General features: G+C 48.7%; 19 protein-coding genes. 12 read left to right on the plus strand and 7 right to left on the minus strand.

The features are described from left to right. Window positions 1-297 (plus strand): hypothetical protein, encoded by a 297-nt coding sequence (locus PPG34_RS00900; protein ID WP_313831243.1) that lies wholly within the window; start codon window positions 1-3, stop codon window positions 295-297. A 463-nt stretch (window positions 298-760) separates the two neighbouring features. On the opposite strand, the gene PPG34_RS00905 is transcribed toward PPG34_RS00900, so the two are convergent. Next, complete coding sequence (locus tag PPG34_RS00905; protein WP_313831244.1) at window positions 761-2296, minus strand: carboxypeptidase M32; 1536 nt, start codon at window positions 2294-2296, stop codon at window positions 761-763. A 166-nt stretch (window positions 2297-2462) separates the two neighbouring features. On the opposite strand from PPG34_RS00905, the gene PPG34_RS00910 reads away from it, so the two are divergent. From PPG34_RS00910 to PPG34_RS00920, 3 genes are all read left to right on the plus strand, one after another. Beyond that, window positions 2463-3107 (plus strand): class I SAM-dependent methyltransferase, encoded by a 645-nt coding sequence (locus PPG34_RS00910; protein ID WP_313831245.1) that lies wholly within the window; start codon window positions 2463-2465, stop codon window positions 3105-3107. Between the two features lie 63 nt (window positions 3108-3170). Beyond that, window positions 3171-3866, plus strand: coding sequence for a sulfite exporter TauE/SafE family protein (locus PPG34_RS00915; RefSeq protein WP_313831246.1), 696 nt, complete (start codon window positions 3171-3173; stop codon window positions 3864-3866). Between the two features lie 178 nt (window positions 3867-4044). Continuing rightward, on the plus strand, window positions 4045-4953 hold the full coding sequence (locus tag PPG34_RS00920; protein ID WP_313831247.1) for a gluzincin family metallopeptidase: 909 nt from the start codon (window positions 4045-4047) through the stop codon (window positions 4951-4953). A gap of 396 nt (window positions 4954-5349) precedes the next feature. Here the strand turns inward: PPG34_RS00920 and PPG34_RS00925 are convergent, their stop codons facing one another. Further along, window positions 5350-7074: a CocE/NonD family hydrolase gene (locus PPG34_RS00925; protein ID WP_313831248.1), complete on the minus strand. Its 1725-nt coding sequence runs from the start codon at window positions 7072-7074 to the stop codon at window positions 5350-5352. A gap of 323 nt (window positions 7075-7397) precedes the next feature. Here PPG34_RS00925 and PPG34_RS00930 point away from each other — a divergent pair, with 323 nt between their 5' ends. Continuing rightward, window positions 7398-7961 (plus strand): metal-dependent hydrolase, encoded by a 564-nt coding sequence (locus PPG34_RS00930; protein ID WP_313831249.1) that lies wholly within the window; start codon window positions 7398-7400, stop codon window positions 7959-7961. A 67-nt stretch (window positions 7962-8028) separates the two neighbouring features. On the opposite strand, the gene PPG34_RS00935 is transcribed toward PPG34_RS00930, so the two are convergent. The 3 genes from PPG34_RS00935 to PPG34_RS00945 form a co-directional block, all read right to left on the minus strand. Further along, the gene (locus PPG34_RS00935) at window positions 8029-8280 is read right to left on the minus strand and encodes a hypothetical protein (protein WP_313831250.1); all 252 of its coding nucleotides are present in this window, start codon (window positions 8278-8280) and stop codon (window positions 8029-8031) included. A gap of 328 nt (window positions 8281-8608) precedes the next feature. Further along, a complete protein-coding gene (locus PPG34_RS00940; RefSeq protein WP_313831251.1) occupies window positions 8609-9181 on the minus strand; it encodes a DNA-3-methyladenine glycosylase I in 573 nt (190 codons plus the stop codon). A gap of 7 nt (window positions 9182-9188) precedes the next feature. After that, on the minus strand, window positions 9189-10538 hold the full coding sequence (locus PPG34_RS00945) for an endonuclease/exonuclease/phosphatase family protein (RefSeq protein ID WP_313831252.1): 1350 nt from the start codon (window positions 10536-10538) through the stop codon (window positions 9189-9191). A gap of 189 nt (window positions 10539-10727) precedes the next feature. Here PPG34_RS00945 and PPG34_RS00950 point away from each other — a divergent pair, with 189 nt between their 5' ends. Then, window positions 10728-12410: a formate--tetrahydrofolate ligase gene (locus tag PPG34_RS00950; RefSeq protein ID WP_313831253.1), complete on the plus strand. Its 1683-nt coding sequence runs from the start codon at window positions 10728-10730 to the stop codon at window positions 12408-12410. 49 nt (window positions 12411-12459) lie between these two features. On the opposite strand, the gene PPG34_RS00955 is transcribed toward PPG34_RS00950, so the two are convergent. Continuing rightward, window positions 12460-13164, minus strand: coding sequence for a S16 family serine protease (locus PPG34_RS00955; RefSeq protein ID WP_313831254.1), 705 nt, complete (start codon window positions 13162-13164; stop codon window positions 12460-12462). Window positions 13165-13568: 404 nt separating this feature from the next. Here PPG34_RS00955 and uvrB point away from each other — a divergent pair, with 404 nt between their 5' ends. Then, entirely contained in the window at window positions 13569-15584 is a 2016-nt protein-coding gene (gene uvrB / locus PPG34_RS00960) for an excinuclease ABC subunit UvrB (RefSeq protein ID WP_313831255.1), read from the plus strand. Window positions 15585-15656: 72 nt separating this feature from the next. On the opposite strand, the gene PPG34_RS00965 is transcribed toward uvrB, so the two are convergent. Further along, window positions 15657-15917 (minus strand): DUF4321 domain-containing protein, encoded by a 261-nt coding sequence (locus tag PPG34_RS00965; protein WP_313831256.1) that lies wholly within the window; start codon window positions 15915-15917, stop codon window positions 15657-15659. 196 nt (window positions 15918-16113) lie between these two features. Between PPG34_RS00965 and ffh the strand changes: the two genes are divergently transcribed. From ffh to rplS, 5 genes are all read left to right on the plus strand, one after another. Continuing rightward, on the plus strand, window positions 16114-17502 hold the full coding sequence (gene ffh, locus PPG34_RS00970; protein WP_313831257.1) for a signal recognition particle protein: 1389 nt from the start codon (window positions 16114-16116) through the stop codon (window positions 17500-17502). An 86-nt stretch (window positions 17503-17588) separates the two neighbouring features. After that, complete coding sequence (gene rpsP, locus PPG34_RS00975; RefSeq protein WP_313831258.1) at window positions 17589-17861, plus strand: 30S ribosomal protein S16; 273 nt, start codon at window positions 17589-17591, stop codon at window positions 17859-17861. 84 nt (window positions 17862-17945) lie between these two features. Next, complete coding sequence (rimM, locus tag PPG34_RS00980; RefSeq protein ID WP_313831259.1) at window positions 17946-18506, plus strand: ribosome maturation factor RimM; 561 nt, start codon at window positions 17946-17948, stop codon at window positions 18504-18506. Further along, entirely contained in the window at window positions 18493-19239 is a 747-nt protein-coding gene (trmD, locus tag PPG34_RS00985; RefSeq protein WP_420888073.1) for a tRNA (guanosine(37)-N1)-methyltransferase TrmD, read from the plus strand. The genes rimM and trmD overlap by 14 nt, the downstream gene beginning before the upstream one ends. Before the next feature lie 28 nt (window positions 19240-19267). Further along, complete coding sequence (rplS, locus tag PPG34_RS00990) at window positions 19268-19699, plus strand: 50S ribosomal protein L19 (protein ID WP_313831261.1); 432 nt, start codon at window positions 19268-19270, stop codon at window positions 19697-19699. Window positions 19700-19717: the final 18 nt, after the last annotated feature.

Raw genomic sequence — 19717 nt, forward strand, 5'->3', positions numbered from 1 at the left:
ATGACATTTAAAATTCGCAATATCAAGAGCCCGTTGTATACGCGGATGGTGGAGTCCGAGGACGGTGTGCGCTTTTTCGTGCCGCACCCCAACGCGCCAGATGTGGAGCTGGCCTATCCCAAACGTGCCTGGGAGCGTATGCCGGCCGTGGCGCTGGAGGATGTCACCGCCGACACGGTGTTCGACAAGGGCCGGTTTGTGTGGCAAGGGCGCACCATCACGGAGAAAGATTTGGTTTCGGGCGCGTTCCAGGTGGTGGCTGATGCGGGCGGCTTTAAAATTTTGCGGAAGGTATAGACGGATGGGCGGTCACCCTTTGCCGCCAGGTCTCACGTTTGGCCTGTTTCTTTTTGTCCTCATCAGCCTGTTGTATCTGTTTGGTGTGCTCGAGTGAGGGCACGGTCATGGCCAGTTAAATGGCCGTTCAACGACCCGTCAATGTCTCCATACAATGGCGTATGGGGCCGAGGCTGAAAAGTTTCGCAGGGTCGGATGGATCTTTGAAATAGCCTGACCAGCGACGTTCAGGAACCCGCCACAGGGCGATGAGGGAAAGGGCTTTGAGTTCTTGCCCTTTTGGTGCGTCTGGACGACAGATCAGCAAAAATGGCCGGTAGTCATTCTCAAATTATATGGAAAAATTTCTCAAATTATTTGGCGCGCTATAATTATGTAGGGAAATACGTTGAATTGTATCTGATTGGATACGCGCTTTTATCTAAAAAGATACTACTTTTTGCTAAAGCGGAAGGCGGAACCGTTATGTGAATTGGTAAACCTCTTGCATTTTTTCTGTGAGAGTTTGGAGGAAAGGTTCGGCGCTGAGAGTTTTCCCTGTGACCCGTTTGATCAGTTCTTCGGAAGTATATTGTCGTCCATGACGATGAATGCGATCATTCAGCCATTCTTTCAAGGCTAGAAGATTTCCCTGAGCAATGTGGGATTCGAGTTCTGGTACGTCAGTCTTGGCTTGTGTGAAGAGCATGGCCGCGTAAAGATTGCCAAGGGTGTAGGTGGGGAAATACCCAAATGCGCCGAAGGACCAATGTACGTCTTGAAGCACGCCGTCCGCATCACGTTCGGGTACGATACCTAGGTAATCTTTCATTTTGGTCCGCCAAAGATCTGGAAGGTCCTTGACGCTCACCCATTGTCCAATGACATCTTGTTCGATTTCAAATCGGACCATGACATGGAGATTGTAGGTTACCTCATCAGCTTCGACACGGATCAGGGATGGCTTCACCGTATTCATTGCCGCGTAAAAGCCTTCCACACTTGTGTATTTAAGCTGGTTAGGAAACCGGTTTTTTAATAAGGGAAAAAAGTATTCCCAAAATGTACGGGACCGTCCCACGCAGTTTTCCCATAAACGAGATTGACTTTCATGAATGCCTAAAGAGAGGGCTTCGCCCAAGGGGGTACCATGATGTTCTGGGGGCAACCCTTGTTCATACAATCCATGCCCTCCCTCATGAATACAACTCGATAAGCATGAGGGTAAATCTTTTTCAAAGACGCGGGTAGTGACGCGCACGTCTGTTGGATGAAAGGAGGTCGTAAAGGGATGGGCGGACACATCTAATCGTCCTCGCGTAAAGTCATAGCCCATTTTAGTGAGGACCAACTTGCCGAATTCGAGTTGCTGATCATGATCGTAGGACTGGTACAAGATGCGATCATCTGGGTGCGCTGGGGCATTTCGGATATTCTCAAGCAGTGAGACAAGACCTTCACGAAGCCTCAAGAACAGAGGGTTAAGTTGAGCGACGGTGGAACCTGGCTCGTATGTGTCAAGCAATGTGTTGTATGGTGAATCGATGTAGCCAATGTAGTCTACTTCTTCAAATTTTAAATCTATGATGGTTTGAAGATTGGGAGCAAATTTCGAGAAATTGTTTTCTTGGCGGGCCTCGGCCCAAACTTGTTGTGCGAGGGAGCATTCACGTCCAAGTTTGGTGACAAAATCCGAGGGGAGTTTTTTTGCCCGGCTAAAATCGCGCCAGGTTTCTCGAAGCAGGGCTTTTGATGCGTCATCGAGTCCCGAGGCTTTGTCGTTGGCCAACCCAGTGGTTGGATCAATATAAGGCGTGAGGAGATTTTCTATGTCGGCGGATACAAACTTGTCATGGGCCAAAGTTTGCAATAAAGCAATTTGCTCGGCACGCGCTGGTCCGCCGCCTGAAGGCATATAGGTTTCCTGATCCCAAGACAGTACGGCGGAAGCATCCCGTAAATGTTGAATCTCACGAAGCTTGGTGTTGAGTAATGCGAATCCGTTGGTGGTGTCCGACATAAAAGGGTCCTCTTTTGGCGCAAGTATGCATTGTGATCAAATTGTTCGATGTGGACTCTACAAAGAGATTCAGCGGATTGCAATGTTCCCAGAAAAGCCTTCACAATGGCCGCGCTGTCAATGGGGTCTCCAGCAACTGAGGTATGAAAAATTTTCAGAGGTGTAAATGAAAAATCTTATTGCGCCTGAAATCGATGCCTATGCGGAAGCGCATTCCACTCAGGAGTCCGATGTCTGCCGGCGATTACGCGAAGAAACCTATCGATCGGTTGAACTTCCTCAAATGGTGGTTGGGCCATTAGAGGGCGCGTTTCTCAAAATGATGACGCAAGTAGTTAGCGCAAAGCGAGTCTTAGAAATTGGGACGTTTACCGGATACAGTGCCTTATGTTTTGCCGAGGCGCTACCAGCTGAAGGGCAAGTCATCACATGCGATATTGATCCGGAGACGTCGGAATTTGCGCAAAAATTTTGGGATCAAAGCACGATGGGAAGAAAAATTCACGCGCATGTCGCTCCAGCGCTAGAGACAATGAAGCAACTCTCAGGCCATTTCGATGTCATATTTATTGACGCGGATAAGATCAATTATGTGAATTACTACCAGCGTGGTTTGGAACTGTTGGCTGCCACAGGCATCATGCTTATCGATAATGTGTTGTGGAATGGGGATGTCATCCTGCATCCGCCCCTTGACAATTCTACCGGGGCCATTCAGGAACTGAATCGGGTCGTAGCTGCAGACCCACGGGTGACCTCGGTCTTAGTCACGATTCGAGATGGAGTCTTGGTTGTTCGACGGGCTGGATAAGTTGTAGGGTAGGCGGTCTTACTAACCAAACAGTACAAAAGAAATTGTATCGGTATACGCGTGATGGATGATCTCATTCTAAGTTCCCTATTTCTTGGATTTTTACTCGGCCTTTCGCATGCGTTAGATGCCGATCATGTTGTGGCGGTGGGCACGTTGGCTGCCGAAACAGAGAGTCTAAAACGGTCATCCCTACTTGGAATTTGTTGGGGCATTGGTCATACACTGACTCTCACGGTGATTGGTAGCCTCGTGTTGAGTCTCAAATGGCAAATTCCCGAGATTGTGGCGACTAGTATGGAAGTGTTGGTGGCCGGAATGATCGTTGGGCTGGGGGCGCTTTTGCTGTGGCGCGCAAGACGGCCCCTCACCCTTCATGCTCACACTCATTCACACGATGACAGTACTCATACTCATGTGCATGTTCACGTCCAGAATCAAGAAGTGCATTCGCACCATCATGTCAGAAACTCTCTGCAAAAGGCGTTTGGCGTGGGGCTGGTCCATGGCATAGCCGGAAGCGCGGCCTTAACCCTCACGGTAATGGCGACGATGCCTTCAATTGTTCTTGGACTGATGTACATCGTCGTGTTTGGCACAGGCACCATTCTGGGCATGTTTGTGATGAGTACCTTCATCAGCATGCCATTTATTTTCTTGGCCCAACGAGCTATCCATTGGCACATGCCCATAAAGGTCTGTGCTGGTGTCTTTGCCATGGGCTTTGGTAGTGTTCTCGCCTGGTCCCTGCTAACTTAAATTTGCTCAGCGAATAATCTTCTGCCCTAACGTCTTTTCAATTCGCTGTGTGATACAGAAGTATTCCTTCCTTAGTCTGCATCAAATTTACGGGGCCTCCAAGAATAATCTGAATGGAACTTCGGATGAAACACTAGCCACCACGGGTAGGCCCAGCAGTCTTTTTTCGGAGTGGGGAGTGGGAAATCTGTCAAAAAATCTGTTAGGCATTGCGGCAATGATGACTTTGTTCCTGATGGGTCATGGCTGGTTCATGCCGTCCTCGGTGTTGGCGGTAACTCCGCCCTCCTTGGCATTTGAATTCCCTACAACGCTGCAGCCAATTGCTCAACGATTGCAGCAGGTTGATCCCAAGCATTTATTGGCCATTATGGATCTTGCGGGGTTGGAACAACCAGGTCCTCCTATTCATGTCATTCTTGCCCCGAATGAGTCAGATTTAGCCAAGCGAGTCCCGGAGTGGGTGGTCGGGTACGCTGTAGGTCACACGTCGTTAGTGGTTCTGCTTCCCGATCGGGTTCCCAACTATCCCTATGATTCACTTGAAGGTGTGTTGCTCCATGAAATAGGTCATATACTGACTCATCGGGCCGCAGGGGGCCATGCTCTCCCGAGATGGTTTGATGAAGGGCTGGCCATGATCGCCGATCGTACTTGGAATATCGAAGATCGCGCGAGGTTAGTATGGGCTATGGTTTCTGGTCACCAAATGTCGCTCGAAGATTTGACGCAGGCATTTGTGGTCGATAGCTCTTCAGCGCGGAGAGCCTATATCATTGCCCATGCGCTGACCTTGGATTTAATCGAGCGGACTTCACCAGATTTTCCCAAACGGTTGCTCGCCAAGGTAAGATTTGGAATCCCATTTCAAGAGGCTTTTGCACAAACAAGCCTAATGACACTCGACCAAGCCGAAGCCAAATTTTGGAATCAGCAAACCTTGTGGAATCGATGGATCCCTGTGGCCACGAGTTCAGGGATGATATGGCTAATGATTACGGCCTTGGTGTTTTATGCTGCCAGAAAGCAGCGAAAGCGAGCCGCTGCCATCAAAAAACGCTGGGAGGATGAAGACTTAGATTTCTAACTTAGAATAAACTTCTACGCCTGTTTTAATCATCCTAGAGTTGGTCGAAAATGGACAGGAACGAAGTTCGGAGGCATCGGTTTTGGTAAAGATACCGCCTTGCCGGAGCCTCAAAAAAAACTTCATATCTGCCCTCTACGTATCCTCACTCAAGGGTCTTTCCCACCATGGATTTTGTGGTGTAAATAATGTGGCCACAATGCCTAAAAAATGTGCAAGTAGGTAAAAACAGCCTCCCATCTTGATCATTTTTAGTTGTGAGAACCTTATTCACAAGTTTGTCCCCATTTTCAGTGGACGACAAAAATGTTTGTTTTAAAAGTACAATAATTCAATTAGTTACACGAATTTTTATAAGTAGAATGCAATACGTATCTGTGCATAAATGGTGGACGACTACTTTTTGTGACTGACATGAGGGAGGATGAGTTGCGACGGATATTGGTGACTGCGATATATGCTCAAAGTGGGGGGAGGCCCAGGTAAAATCAGAAAATGATCCTTGTCTACCCCGGCGATGGCCAAGCGAATTCGGTTCCCTTTTTTGAACAGATATGAGGTGGGGAGGAGGTTAAAAGAGAGGGTGGCGACTTCTCCAGGAATCATTGGCGCACCATCAGCACGTCGGTAGCTTCGGTAGGGAATTGGATCGCGGTAAGGAGCTCTCGCCCCGTTGAATTGTCGGTGAAGTCCTCGGAGCATGCCTTCTGTCACGTATGAGACTTTTCCTTCGTCGCTCACATCTTCAAGATAAACAAAGATTGTGGCGTCCGTACTTGAAGTGCTGAGATGCAAAGTTGTGGAGGGGTGACCGGTAATTTCTATATCTTCTATTAAAGGGGTGGAGGTGTAAACCAGCAATTTTTCATCTTGTTCAGAGCGGTCTGGATAGGGGTTATTAATGGGTAATCCAACGAGTGTATGCCAGCGAGACTCAGGACCTGTCCCGGCAGTGGTATCCACTGAATAGATATCTTTTGCCTGTTCCTCCGTCGCGGATTCTTTTTGTAATTCATACTGTGGCGCAAGGTGCAATGTCAGCGGGGTCGTCATTGGTGGCCACATGTTGGTGGCTTTCCATTGTTCCTCCCCCATGGTGAAGTAATGGATCGGTGCTTCTTGGTCAATTCCCGTGTGGAGTGATTTTAGATGGTAATCAAAGAACTTCAGCAGTTCACCAACATGATCGAACTGTGCTGGCCCAAGGCTATACGGGCTGATTTGTCGGCGTCCTCCATGGTCCCATGGGCCAATAATTAATTTGTTTTGGGGATTGGTGAGTGTTAAATGGCGGCGGATTGCGGCATGTTGATACCCGCCATCAAACCATCCCGTAAAGCTGTAGACGGCGGCTCCTGAACGGTCGATTGTATCTTGATACCACATGGGCCCCAAGGCATCGATGTTGGGTAAATCATGATTCGAAGGTGGGGTATCGTCGCGAAAGGTAATACCCAGAGCTTCCTTATGGGGTTTCCAATTTAAGCGATGGGAGGCAATTGCTTTAGAGAGCATAGTTTCGTTGGGATCTTCGTCAACGGGGTGAACACCAATGATGGACAAGTTCGCAAGCCATCCTCCAAAGGGCAAAGTGTTTTGATCTAAACTATCCGTGATTTGTTGCCAGGTGTTGGTAAACCAAGTCAGGTGAATCCCGCCTGGAAACGCGATTTCCGGATAGAGATCAAATCCCGAAAACATGGGGGCAACGGCCTTCACCGCTGGGTGCTGGTTCACAAGAAGTAATTCGGCGGAGGCGCCTGAGTAGGAAATGCCCAACGAGCCAACCTGCCCATTCGACCATGGTTGTTGCAGTATCCAATCGACAATATGTCCGCCATCGCTGATTTCTTCCGGGGCATGTGAGTAACGGCGATGACCAAAGGAGGCGCCCGATCCGCGAACGTCGACACTCATCCATGCATATCCATTCGCCAAAAAACGTTTGGCATAGTGACCCATCAGCCCACGGGGGAGAGATTCCTTGAAGGCGCTTAGGGGCCATCGGTAGGCCATGGCTCGCCAATATCGCGTTTGATGAAGAATGGTCGGCATCCGTTGCCCGGGATGCCAGGTGGAAGGCAAATACACATCGACCGCAAGTTTGATTCCATCCGGCATCGTGAGATATCTCGACGTTTTGGTAAAAGACAAATCTTCATGTAAAGGCTGGCCTGGGTAGGGACGCGGGTGGGATCTAACGGTGTCTGATCCGTGGGCCAGAATCGGCACTGCCAGAAAGCTTAGGATTACCAAAACTCTATGGAAGACCATGATAGGACATTGGTGGGGCATGCGGGGAATCTTGAGGGTTATTCAAGCCGAGGTGGTTATGGATGGGAATTCACTGAGTAACATTCTTATTGCGTTTTGGACTTATTTTTTCTTTCTACCATGTCGAGAATGTTCACGCACGAGGAATTTGTTACCGGTGCAATAATCTTATGGCTTCTTGGTTAACCCATGCTTTTGTAGCTGGTGCCTTGGGAAAGGCGCAAGTTCCCCATGTTCGAACCGTGCGTTTTTGGATGTGGTCGGTTCTCTGTTCGGTGTTGCCAGATGTGGATGTTCTTGGATTGTTTATGGGCATTGACTATGGGCATGCGTTGGGCCATCGGGGCTTCATGCATTCACTGAGTTTTTCCTTTGGAGTGGGGCTCGTGACGGTTATGGTAGGATTTTCCCATGTCGTTCGTGGTTCAACATTGTGGTGGATCCTCATCTTCCATTTTACGGTGGTGACCGCATCTCATGGAGTATTGGATGCCATGACGAACGGGGGGCTAGGCGTCGCGTTTTTTGCTCCGTTTGATAATACTCGGTATTTTCTTCCTTGGACTCCGATCCTGGTTTCGCCCATTGGGGCAGAGTTTTTCGGATGGCGAGGGTTGGAGGTCATTGCTAGTGAAATCTTCTACGTCTGGATTCCTATTCTGGTTATCGCGTCGGGTGTGGCGGTGATACGCAAAACACTGGCCGACGGGAATTCCGCAGAGTTGGAAAAATGAGGAGGGTAGAAAAAAAGAGACTCCTAACCGGTTGCCCACCAAAACAGAGGAACGAACGAAGGTAGAGTTACAATTCCATGTGCGGGTGTGGAAGTCGGTATTCTCCGGAAAGAATAGGAAGTTGGTAATCCAAGAGTTTTCGTAATTCAAACTCCGCCCCTTCACGAAATCGTTCGGCATCTTGCTCTGCCAGAAAGGGACCATAAATGCGGGGTTCGAATAAATTGCACGAGATTCTTACAAACCACTGTTCCCCGAGTTTTGGTTTTCGTTTTTTGAAGATAGTTTCCTCTCGTTCAATAATCATCTGACTCGCCATACCTTGCCTCCTTTCAGTATTTGATTCGATCCTTGAATCCATGTCGAGAGTGCATTATCTCGGGTTGTCGAAGTGCCAAAATCCTAAGATTTACGCCAATTTTTCACATTTCAAAAGCACATATCCTGTGGGTATTAATTATAGGTGCTACTATATATTGATGTTTTTTTTATTTTTGTCAAGATCTTTTATTAAAAAAATATACTGATGTGGTTAACCCTAGGTAGTAAAGCGCATGGTTTCTAATGAAACACTTCGGCAATGAGGTGGCTTAATCCTACATTCTGAGTGTGGTGTCGTGAGGCTTGGGTGGGGGGGGCAACAAAAATTATGCGAGTTCTTTATAGCGATAACAATCGATGGTATGGTCGTTTACCATACCGGTGGCTTGCATGAAGGCGTAGCAAATCGTGGTGCCGACGAAGGAGAATCCTCGTCGTTTGAGGTCCTTGCTCATCGCATCGGATTCCTTGGTAGAGCACGGGATGTCTTGGTGAGTTTTCCAACGATTCTTGATGGGCTTCTTCTGGACGAATTGCCAAATGTATTCATCAAAAGAGCCAAATTCCTTTCGGAGGGCCAAGTATGCCTGCGCGTTGCTGATGGCCGAATTGATTTTCAGTCGGTTGCGAATGATGCCAGCATTCTTGAGCAGTTGTTGAATTTTTGGATTGGTGTACTTCGCGATACGAGTGGGGTCGAATTGGTCAAAAGCCTCACGAAAGGCTTCCCGCTTTTGCAAGATCGTGTGCCAACTGAGCCCAGCTTGCGCGCCTTCGAGAATTAAAAATTCGAATAGTCGGCGGTCGTCATGAAGAGGAATGCCCCACTCCGTGTCATGGTAGAGAATCAGTCGTTCATTCTTGGCCCAAGCGCATCTGGTGGCCTGGCGGTCTGACATGGTCGCCTTAATCCTGATCTTGGTTGTGAATGTCGATGACCACCGGGCAATGGTCGGATAGCCGTTGATAGGCTAAGGGATAGTCTCCCGCAATTCGTTCACATCCGGCAATGGCGCAATATCCGGTGACCCGGGCCGATCGTGTGCGGACTTCCTCCATTCCATGATTGACCAATACATGATCGAGCCATCCACCACGTCCTCGAAAATAATGGGAACATTGCGGCACTAACGGGAGATCCTGGAACCCAGGCATTTCTTTGGATACCATTCGCCGGACATATTTTAATTCCGAAAGTCGGGAGGCATTGTCTCCTGCCCCCATGGTGTTGAAATCTCCAAGAATGATGACATCTTGATCTTTTTCTAGAAAGGAACTGACTGTTCGGTCAATCCGGTTGAGAGCTTTCTGTCGATCTTCCACGGCGAAAACCGTTGGTCCAGATTTCAAATGAAGCGCAATGAGATGGAAGTCGGCTCCCGGCTGTGGTTGTGCTTGGACATACGCATAATGTCCTGGGCGAAGTCCCCCTTCACAGGGTTTGCCATTTGAGGGGGCTTTGACGTTGAAGGTCCACAGACTTTTGGGCAAGGTCAAATCCACACGTTTGGTATTCCAGAGATACCCGATCTTATGGCTCTCCGGCTCTCCGCACCGTTGAAGGATCCACCGCCAGGAATTTCCAGTGGTGTTTTCCAGAGAGGCTAAAACGGTCTTCCACGTTTTAATGGCCTTTGAAGTGTCGAGACTTTCTTGTACGGCTAGAATATCCACGTTCATCCATTCGATCGTGCAGATGATCCAAGGCACATCGGTTTCTTCTGCCTCCTTGCCTTTTTGGGCAGGAGGATGGCCATAGGGAAACCAGCGAATATTCCATGTCCCTACCCGAAGGGTTTCAGGGGAGGATATAGCCATACGTCCGCCATCTTGTACCACTTGCTGGCAGCCTTCCCGTGAGCCCCACACTAATGCTTCCTCTTCTTTGGAACTGGTATGGAACTTTGTGGATGATATGGATTGCGACTCTGGCTGGGGTATGGGCTGTGATTCTTGCTGTGGTGGTGCCGAATTGGTTTGAATAAACTTGGGTTTCACCCAGGCATTTTCTCCAGATGAAAATTTGATGAAGATCCACTTGTGATCCTCGCTCAATTTTTGCACGATCCCTCGTGATCCGTTTGGGATGTGTTTCCAATAGCTGGGCGTGGGTTTCTGGTGAAGAGGCACACCGATGGTTTTGGGGGAGTTCAGCTTGACCGATTGCCCGACCTGGAATTCTAGGGCCAATGTCCACGACGGGAGGAAAAAGAGGATAAGAAAAAGCGTTTTTATCATGTAATGGGTCATAAGCATGAAGCTTTCTTAGCAAAAGGGTATTGAAATACCAAGTCTGTAATTATGTCCGGTGTTCTAGAGGATGGAACAGTCTATTCAAGCATCTTTGAGGGAGTTGGTTCTGTATCATAGATCACGATACAATGCATGCCCCAGCTCTAATGTTATCATGTTTAGTAAATGAATGAAGGGAAGTGCGAAAAACTTATGGCTGTTCCACTCAGTAATATTGAAATTGCCAATTGTGCGAAATTATGGCCGATTGGCGACGTTGCCGAAAAAAAACTTGGGTTGTCAGTCAAGGATTTAGAGCCCTTTGGATGGTATAAAGCCAAAGTGCCGCTAGCCTTTATCAAAAAGCTCCCTTATCGTCCTTCCAGTAAATTGATCCTTATGACAGCCATGACCCCAACAATGGCTGGCGAGGGAAAGACTACGACATCCGTAGGCCTTGTGGATGGGCTCAACTGCATCGGAAAAAAAGCGATGGCTGCCTTGCGTGAGCCAAGCCTGGGGCCGTGTTTTGGGATGAAGGGAGGAGCCTGCGGGGGAGGGTATGCGCAGGTGGTTCCAATGAGTGATATCAACCTGCATTTCACCGGCGATTTCCATGCTATCACTTCAGCCCATAATTTATTAGCCGCGATGGTCGATAACCATCTGTATTGGGGACATTCCCCCATGTTGGACGCAAGGCGAATCACCTGGCGGCGTACCATGGACATGAATGATCGCTCGCTTCGAAGTATTGTGACGGGAATCGGATCTGTGACTAATGGGTTTGCGCGGGAGGGAAAGTTTGATATTACCGCGGCCTCGGAAGTGATGGCCATTTTGTGTCTGGCGACGGATTTACACGATCTACAACGCCGTTTGGGAAATATCAAGGTTGGACGCACTGCGAAGAAAGAGTTTGTGTTTGCCAAAGATATCAAGGCCGAAGGGGCGATGACCGCCTTATTAAAGGATGCCTTAAATCCCAACCTTGTTCAGACGCTGGAGCATAACCCAGCTTTTGTGCATGGGGGACCATTTGGGAATATCGCGCATGGGTGTAACTCGGTGGTCGCAACCAACGCGGCCTTAAAATTGGCGGACTATGTGGTGACGGAGGCCGGGTTCGGCGCAGATCTAGGAGCTGAAAAATTTTTGAACATCAAATGTCGACGAGCTGGTTTTGAGCCCGCCTGTGCCGTGGTGGTGGCGACGGTGAAAGCTTTAAAACTCCATGGAGGAGTTAATCCCAAAGAGCTGGGAACAGAAAATCTCGAAGCCGTGAATCGGGGACTGCCGAATTTAGTGCGGCACCTCGACAATCTTAAAAAGTTTGGCGTGCCAGTGCTGGTGGCAATTAATCAATTTGCGAGTGATACAAAAGCGGAGCTGGACCTAGTACATGAAATTTGTGCGGGTCGGGGGGTGAAGGTTGCCTTATCCAATCATTGGGCACACGGGGGGGAAGGGGCCAGGGCCTTGGCGGAGTTAGTCGTGAAAACGATCGAAAACGAGCCATCAAAATTTCATACCTTGTACCCCGACGAAATGTCGCTGGCCGAAAAAGTGAGAACCGTATCCCGAGAAATTTATGGGGCCGATGATGCCGATATTCCCTATGCCGTGCTTAAACGTTTTGAAGAGCTAGAGAACGCCGGCTATGGGCATTACCCGGTTTGTATGGCGAAGACTCAATACAGTTTTTCAACGGATCCTTCGAAGAAAGGGGCGCCAACAGGGTTTACCATTCCTATACGAGAAGTGCGACTTTCACTCGGAGCTGAATTCATCGTGGTGTTAACTGGGGACATCATGACCATGCCGGGTCTTCCCCAAGTGCCAGCAGCGGAAGTCGTGGGAGTAGATTCCAAGGGTGACATCTTGGGGTTGTTTTAGTTGAGGGAGAAGGGCCTCATGCCCTCGATTGTCGTGAGGCTCAACGGTGTTATTGGAGTGTGTGCCCAGTGAGGACATAGTAGGCCTTGTCGAGGGTACTCACTGGAGAAACTTGCATCATAAAAGGTGTTTGCCATTCGTCATCCCTCAAGTCGCGTTCCTCAGGAATCACGATCCGATCCATATGCTCTGCATAGGCGGCTTCGACTTTATAGGGAATACCGCCAACTGCGCCGATGTGCCCATCTTCAGTGATGGTCCCGGTAATGGCCCGTCCAAAAATTACCATGTCTCCTTTTGCCATGGCGACGACGCTTAATCCCACCATGGCGGATAAACTATCTCCATACATCGTCAATCCCTGATAAGGAAAGGTCAGATAGATCGTCCAGGAGTCAAGCCGAAGATGGGCGGCTTGGCAGGCTCGAGCGATGGCTTGGGTAACGGCATGTTGTGCATATGGAGAGAATCGACCGGGATCAATTCGGAAGCGGAGCTGTAATCCATTGTGGTCGGGTCGTTGTTCGAAGTAGATGACGACATGGGTGACAATCCCCATGGGTTGGTGTTCTTGGTTGAGTGTGACCCCAAGAATCGGAACGGCCAATTGTTGATATTTCAGCGGAGTAGGATTTGGCGCCCCGCGAGCCGGCATACTAGAAAGCAAGATCCCGGCACTCAGCAAGGAAAGGAGGAGAAATCTGTGAGCGCTTGACTCGGTGGAACGCTTGGTGAAACCTGAGTGATGAGGCATAACTACCTCCCTTGGTTTCTGTTGCTTTCCTTATATTTCTTTCATCGGCAACTTTATTGAGAAAAATTAAGCAATCCAGATGCCAACACGGATTTTTCCAAAATGTTTTATTCATGACAAAACTGAAAATGAAATAATGAGGTTGTTTCTAACCTATTAATTACAAAGGGAAAATAAGCCATGATTTTCTGGCCTGGGTATGGGTGCTGGAAATGGAAGTCCTAAACAGCCAGAACTCTTGGTGAAGGGGAATTGCCGAGTTGCCATGGGGAATTTGTCAAAAATGTGGACATGGTCAAGAATTTGTCACTCGATTGACGGCTGCATTTTTTTGGAGGGATCCTGGTAGGGTAATCTGGAAGGGCTTTATATAATTTCGGAAGAATAGGGATTCAAGATAACGAATGGCGAAGTTCAATTTACAGTCGGAATTTTCTCCCAAAGGCGATCAGGGGCAGGCGATTGCATCACTGACACAGGGGGTTCGAGAGAACAAGAAACACCAGGTGCTTCTAGGGGTCACGGGGTCGGGCAAGACATTTACCATGGCAAATGTCATTGCCAACGTTCAGAAACCGACGTTGGTCGTGGTGCATAACAAAACCTTGGCTGCGCAATTGTATCAGGAATTTAAAAGTTTTTTCCCCGACAATGCGGTGGAGTATTTCGTTAGTTATTACGACTACTATCAGCCCGAAGCATACATTCCGACGACGGATACCTACATTGCCAAAGACTCGGCAATTAATGACACCATCGATCAGATGCGACATGCGGCAACTTCCGCACTCTTGGAACGGGACGACATTATTATTGTCGCGTCGGTGTCCTGTATCTATGGGTTGGGATCTCCAGAGGTCTACCATGAAATGTTGTTGTTTCTGGAAGAAGGCATGGAAATTCGCCGGGAAGCAATATTGGCAAAACTGGTGGATATTCAATACTCCCGCAATGATCTGGAGTTGCAACGTGGAATGTTTCGTGCGCGCGGCGATGTGATTGAAATTTTTCCAGCTGCCTCGGATTCCAACACCATTCGTGTGGAATTGTTTGGCGATACCGTGGATTCGATTTCAGAGATCGATCCGCTCACTGGCCAGTCGTTGAAACGCTTGTCAAAAATACCCATTTATCCCAAAAGCCATTACGTCATTGCGCCGGATCGGTATGAAGGTGCATTGAAGGGGATTGAAGAAGAGTTGGAGGAAAGGATTGCGTATTTCAGTAAAAATAACCAACTTCTTGAAGCGCAACGCATTGAACAGCGGACGCGGTTTGATCTGGAAATGATTCGGGCGATGGGCTATTGCCATGGAATCGAAAACTATTCTCGCCATTTGAGTGGTCGAGCGCCAGGTGAACCCCCTCCGACCCTGCTAGATTATTTTCCCAAAGATTATCTCCTGGTGGTGGATGAAGCGCATGTGACCATTCCGCAATTTGGAGGGATGTATGAGGGCGATCGCTCTCGCAAGAAGACGTTGGTGGAATATGGCTTTCGGCTTCCCTCTGCTTTGGATAATCGACCGCTGACGTTTCAAGAGTTTGGGGGGTTTGTCAATCAGGCAGTGTATGTCTCGGCCACTCCAGGTCCCTATGAATTAAAACATGCGGGAAAAGAAGTCGTGGAGCAAATAATTCGCCCCACGGGATTAATGGATCCTGTGGTAGAAGTGATTCCTGCCAAGGGGCAAGTGGAGCATTTACTCGGCGAGGTGAAAGGCACCATTAAGCAAGGTTTTCGCGTATTGGTTACGACGCTGACCAAACGTATGGCCGAAGATCTTTCGGAGTATTACCATGAACAGGGCTTGAAAGTGCGGTATCTGCATTCGGATATTAAGACCCTCGAACGGGCCGACATTATTCGGGATCTTCGTCGAGGCAAGTTTGATGTACTCGTCGGCATTAACCTCTTACGCGAGGGTTTGGATTTGCCCGAGGTCGCTTTGGTGGGGGTGTTGGATGCGGATAAGGAAGGTTTTCTCCGCGGGCATCGTGCGCTGATTCAAACCGCAGGGCGGGCGGCGCGGAATAGTGAAGGTCGGGTCATTCTTTATGGCGATATCATTACTGACTCCATGAGGACGACCATTGACGAGACGGCCCGCCGGCGTACCATCCAAGCTGAATATAATGCTGTTCATGGAATAACGCCGGCGACGATCAAAAAGCGAATTCATGATCTGGAATATCAGATAGCTGAGGCGGATTATCTTGATCTTGGAGTCGCCGCGGAAAAAGAGGTGGTGTATGGGGATGAATCAGAAATAGAAAAAACGATTGAGGCGTTGAACAAGGAAATGAAAGTTGCAGCCAAGGCTCTAGAGTTTGAACGCGCGGCGAAGTTGCGCGACAAAATCCGTGGATTGCGACAACAAGAGTTACAGTTGGGTGGAACGCTTTCTGAAAATACTTGAGGGAGTAGTCACGGGATCTTGTTTTGGCAAATCTCAAAATTATTGAATTACCAAATCCAAATCAGGACGGAATTAGATATTTTTGTACAGGTAAATTCCTAAGAAAATTCCCAGCAACGTGAGAAGATTGATTTTGAGAATAAACCCAAGCGTGATTTTGAGAAGAACCAAATCAACTGTGAAGGGAGGGTCCAACCCAGGAGAAACGGAACGGGCAAAAATATTTTGAACGGTGCCGGATGGCGTGAATACCCGAAGAATTTCCCCAAGAACTCCGCCCAACAACCCACCAATAAAAATGAACCCGAGTAAGGTCCATCCAGATTTTTTCACAGTTACTCCTTTATGTCAGTAATTTTGAGATGTCAGGATTGAAAAATATAAGGGTAAACTACTAAGAAAATTACGGCAATATAGGCTTTAAGTCAAGGAAGGAATCCCCTAAGTGAAACCTTGACAGAGTGTTAGGTGGTTGTCTAGACTTCAGCGAAATTTTCCAAATTTTTCGTATGGTTAGGAGCCTCGATTCATGTTTTCCGCACTCACCGAAAAAATTGATTCTGTCCTCAAAAAGATCAGAGGGCCAGGTGTCTTGCGTGAGCAGGATGTCACCGAGGCACTAAAGGAAGTTCGTCTCGCCCTCTTAGAGGCAGATGTCAATTTCAAGATCGTCAAGGACTTCATTGCCCGCGTTCAAGAAAAGGCGGTGGGCAAAGAAATCCTAGAAAGCCTGAATCCAGGCCAACAAGTCGTCAAAGTGGTCTGGGAAGAATTGCGGGACCTGATGGGGTCCGAGCATGCAGGCCTGTCCCTCTCCTCACAGCCACCTACCGTGGTGATGATGGTGGGGTTGCAAGGTGCAGGTAAAACCACGAGCTGCGGGAAGCTGGCCTATCAATTCAAAAAACAGAGTAAACGAGTTTTGATGATTGCGGCTGACCCTAGGCGTCCCGCGGCAGCAGATCAATTAGCCTCTCTTGGCTCGGACTTAGACATTCCGGTCCACCGTGCCGACCAAGTATTATCCGGCCGGGCGCAGGTGACTCAGTTCTGTAAAGAGGGCGTTGCCCGAGGTCGCGAACATGGCTATGACGTGGTGGTGTTGGACACTGGCGGCCGTTTACAAGTTGATCAAGATTTAATGCAGGAGTTGGTGGATATAAAGGCCGCCGTCATGCCGCAGGAAATCCTTTTGGTTGCGGACTCCATGACTGGGCAGGAAGCCGTAAACGTGGCCGAGCAGTTTGACCAGCAGGTCGGGATCACCGGGGTGATTTTGACGAAAATCGAGGGAGATGCCCGAGGTGGGGCGGTTCTTTCCATTCGTGCCGCCACGGGAAAGCCCATTAAATACCTTGGTGTCGGGGAGAAATCCGATGCCTTGGAACCCTTTCATCCTGATCGCATGGCCTCCCGTATTTTGGGGATGGGTGACGTATTGTCCCTCATTGAAAAAGCCCAGGATGCAATTTCCAAGGAGGAAGCCGAGTCCCTTCAGCGCAAGATGACGAGCAATACCTTGACCCTGGAGGATTTTCGGGATCAAATCAAGCAGGTCAATAAACTTGGGTCCATGGAGCAAATCATGGGCATGCTCCCTGGGGGGGAGAAGCTGAAGGCCATGGTCAGTGGGGCCTCAAACCAAGGGTTGCCGGAAAAAGAAATGAGCCGGGTGGTGGCTATCATTGATTCCATGACCCCCAAAGAGCGAAGGGATCATACGATTATCAATGGGAGCCGAAAGAAGCGCATCGCTAAAGGCAGTGGTACGTCGGTACAGGAGATTAACCGGCTGATCAAGCAATTTTTAGGCGCTAGGACCATGATGAAATCCTTGGTCGGGGGGAAGGGCAAACCCGGAAAGCTGGGGAAGTTGAAAAGGCGGGGAAAACTTATTCGAGCCCTTCACTCTCCTTGAGTATATTTTTTCATTTCATTTAGAGTATAATGATCACCTTTTGTGAAGAATTGTCTACATTTATACATTGAAGGAGGAGTCAGCGCGTGGCGGTTCATTTACGGTTAAGTCGGGTGGGGAGACACAAGCGGCCATTTTATAGAGTCGTGGCTGTTGATTCGAGAATGCGACGGGATGGACGGGCTCTTGAAGTCCTTGGGACTCATGACCCTTTAAAAGAGCCAACAGTGACTGAATTAAAGTCAGAACGGGTATTGGATTGGCTGCAAAAAGGGGCCCAACCCTCTGTCACAGTTCGTACGCTATTACGACGGTCTGGTATTTGGAAGACTTTTGAAGATTCTCGAAAAAAATCATAGCATCCTTCCGTTCGTTTAGGTTTTCCTTCCCACAATGTTGGGAGTCCCTTATGATAAGGAGGCAACCCAACCTACACGGAATTCATGGAATCCCACTATATTGTAGATGGTGATGTGATGCCTGAAACAGAATTCGTGACTATCGGGAAGATCGTGAAGCCTTTTGGTGTTCGAGGGCAGGTTCGTGTGCTCTCTCTTACCGATGTGCCTGGGCGATTGGAAAACTTGGACGAAGTGAGGATTGAAACAGCATCGGGAGAATCTTTGGTCACCAAAGTCAGCGATGTTCATTCCGATGGGCGGTCCTACTTGTTTCGGTTTCAGGCATTTTCTTCGCCTGAGGAAGTGGCTGCCTTTCGAGGGGCATGGTTAAAAGTTCCCCTAAATACGGTTCCTCCAGCACCTGAAGGACACCATTATCAATTCGAATTGATCGGCCTCACGGTCAAAGAGGAATCTGGGAAGGTTTTGGGAGTGCTGGAGGAAGTGATTGAAACTCCGGCTCAGCACTTATTCGTCATACGGGGGCAGGATGGGGAGCTACTTTTGCCGGCGTTTAAAAAATGGATTCAGAAAGTTGATATTCCCGGCCAAGAGATGATCGTATTTCCAAAAGAAGAATGGTCTGGTGATTATGCAGTGTGACGTTCTTACCTTATTCCCGGAGTTGATTGAAGGTATTGCGGCTCAGAGTATGTTGAAGCGTGCCCAAGAAAGTGGTCGGGTCTGCATCCGATCCCATAATATTCGGGACTATATAAAAGATCGGCATCGCATTGCGGATGATGCCCCTTATGGGGGTGGGTGTGGAATGGTCATGAAGGCCGAACCAATTTTTCGTGCGATTGATGCGTTACAGGATGAGGGACAAGAGTTGCGCTTGATCTTTCCTTCGCCACAAGGCATTCCCTTTTCGCATCAATTGGCGATGGACTTGAGTCGTGAATCGAGGCGGCTGGTCTGGATCTGTGGCCATTATGAGGGTATTGATGAGCGGGTGCTGACTCGATTGGAACCTGAGGAAATTTCCATTGGAGATTACGTGCTGACAGGTGGAGAATTACCAGCCATGGTCATGATTGATGCGGCTGCTCGGTTGGTTCCTGGAGTGGTGGGAGATCCCGGATCGGTGGAACAAGATTCTTTTGCGGATGTATTGCTTGATTATCCCCATTATACTCGGCCCGAAGGAGTTCGTGGGTATGGGGTACCCGATGTGTTGTTGTCCGGCAATCATGCGGCCATTCGTCTTTGGCGGCGAAAAGAATCTTTGCGCAATACCTACTGGAAACGTCCCGATGTTTTGCATGATGAATGCTTAACAGAAGAAGATCGACGATTATTAAGAGAAATATCTCAAGAATGTGAACAAGTTTAATCAGTGAGTGACTGGGAGGAATAAGATCATGAATCGGTTGCAGCGACTTGAGCAGACGTTTCCAACAAACACCCTGCCGGATTTTGAGATTGGCGATACCGTTCGGGTGCATGTCAAGGTCATTGAGGGAGAAAAAGAGCGGGTCCAGGTGTTTGAAGGTCTGGTCATTGCTCGCAAAGGGAAAAAAGTGAGCGAGACCTTCACGGTAAGAAAGATTTCTTATAGTGTGGGGGTGGAACGCGTGTTCCCTGTCAATTCTCCGAATATTGCGAAGGTGGAGGTGATCCGAAAAGGAAAGGTTCGACGCGCAAAACTTTATTACCTTCGCGATAAAATAGGAAAATATGCCAAGGTCGCTGAGCGGGAATATTCTCGGATTAAGAAAGTGACTCCGACCGCTACAGTGGCTGAGTCGACTCCTCTAAAAGAACCAGCAACAGAGACGACATCCTCGGACTAATCTGCAAGGTGTTCAATG

This window comes from Candidatus Nitronereus thalassa, from assembly GCF_032191465.1.
In the GTDB taxonomy this organism is placed as follows: domain Bacteria; phylum Nitrospirota; class Nitrospiria; order Nitrospirales; family UBA8639; genus Nitronereus; species Nitronereus thalassa.

Excerpts from the sequence above, each read along its gene's own strand:
- PPG34_RS00900 (WP_313831243.1), top strand. The coding sequence starts at position 1 with ATGACATTTAAAATTCGCAATATCAAGAGCCCGTTGTATACGCGGATG.
- PPG34_RS00905 (WP_313831244.1), bottom strand. The coding sequence starts at position 2,296 with ATGTCGGACACCACCAACGGATTCGCATTACTCAACACCAAGCTTCGT.
- PPG34_RS00910 (WP_313831245.1), top strand. The coding sequence starts at position 2,463 with ATGAAAAATCTTATTGCGCCTGAAATCGATGCCTATGCGGAAGCGCAT.
- PPG34_RS00915 (WP_313831246.1), top strand. The coding sequence starts at position 3,171 with ATGGATGATCTCATTCTAAGTTCCCTATTTCTTGGATTTTTACTCGGC.
- PPG34_RS00925 (WP_313831248.1), bottom strand. The coding sequence starts at position 7,074 with ATGCCGGATGGAATCAAACTTGCGGTCGATGTGTATTTGCCTTCCACC.
- PPG34_RS00930 (WP_313831249.1), top strand. The coding sequence starts at position 7,398 with ATGGCTTCTTGGTTAACCCATGCTTTTGTAGCTGGTGCCTTGGGAAAG.
- PPG34_RS00935 (WP_313831250.1), bottom strand. The coding sequence starts at position 8,280 with ATGGCGAGTCAGATGATTATTGAACGAGAGGAAACTATCTTCAAAAAA.
- PPG34_RS00940 (WP_313831251.1), bottom strand. The coding sequence starts at position 9,181 with ATGTCAGACCGCCAGGCCACCAGATGCGCTTGGGCCAAGAATGAACGA.
- PPG34_RS00945 (WP_313831252.1), bottom strand. The coding sequence starts at position 10,538 with ATGCTTATGACCCATTACATGATAAAAACGCTTTTTCTTATCCTCTTT.
- PPG34_RS00950 (WP_313831253.1), top strand. The coding sequence starts at position 10,728 with ATGGCTGTTCCACTCAGTAATATTGAAATTGCCAATTGTGCGAAATTA.
- PPG34_RS00955 (WP_313831254.1), bottom strand. The coding sequence starts at position 13,164 with ATGCCTCATCACTCAGGTTTCACCAAGCGTTCCACCGAGTCAAGCGCT.
- uvrB (WP_313831255.1), top strand. The coding sequence starts at position 13,569 with ATGGCGAAGTTCAATTTACAGTCGGAATTTTCTCCCAAAGGCGATCAG.
- ffh (WP_313831257.1), top strand. The coding sequence starts at position 16,114 with ATGTTTTCCGCACTCACCGAAAAAATTGATTCTGTCCTCAAAAAGATC.
- rimM (WP_313831259.1), top strand. The coding sequence starts at position 17,946 with ATGGAATCCCACTATATTGTAGATGGTGATGTGATGCCTGAAACAGAA.
- rplS (WP_313831261.1), top strand. The coding sequence starts at position 19,268 with ATGAATCGGTTGCAGCGACTTGAGCAGACGTTTCCAACAAACACCCTG.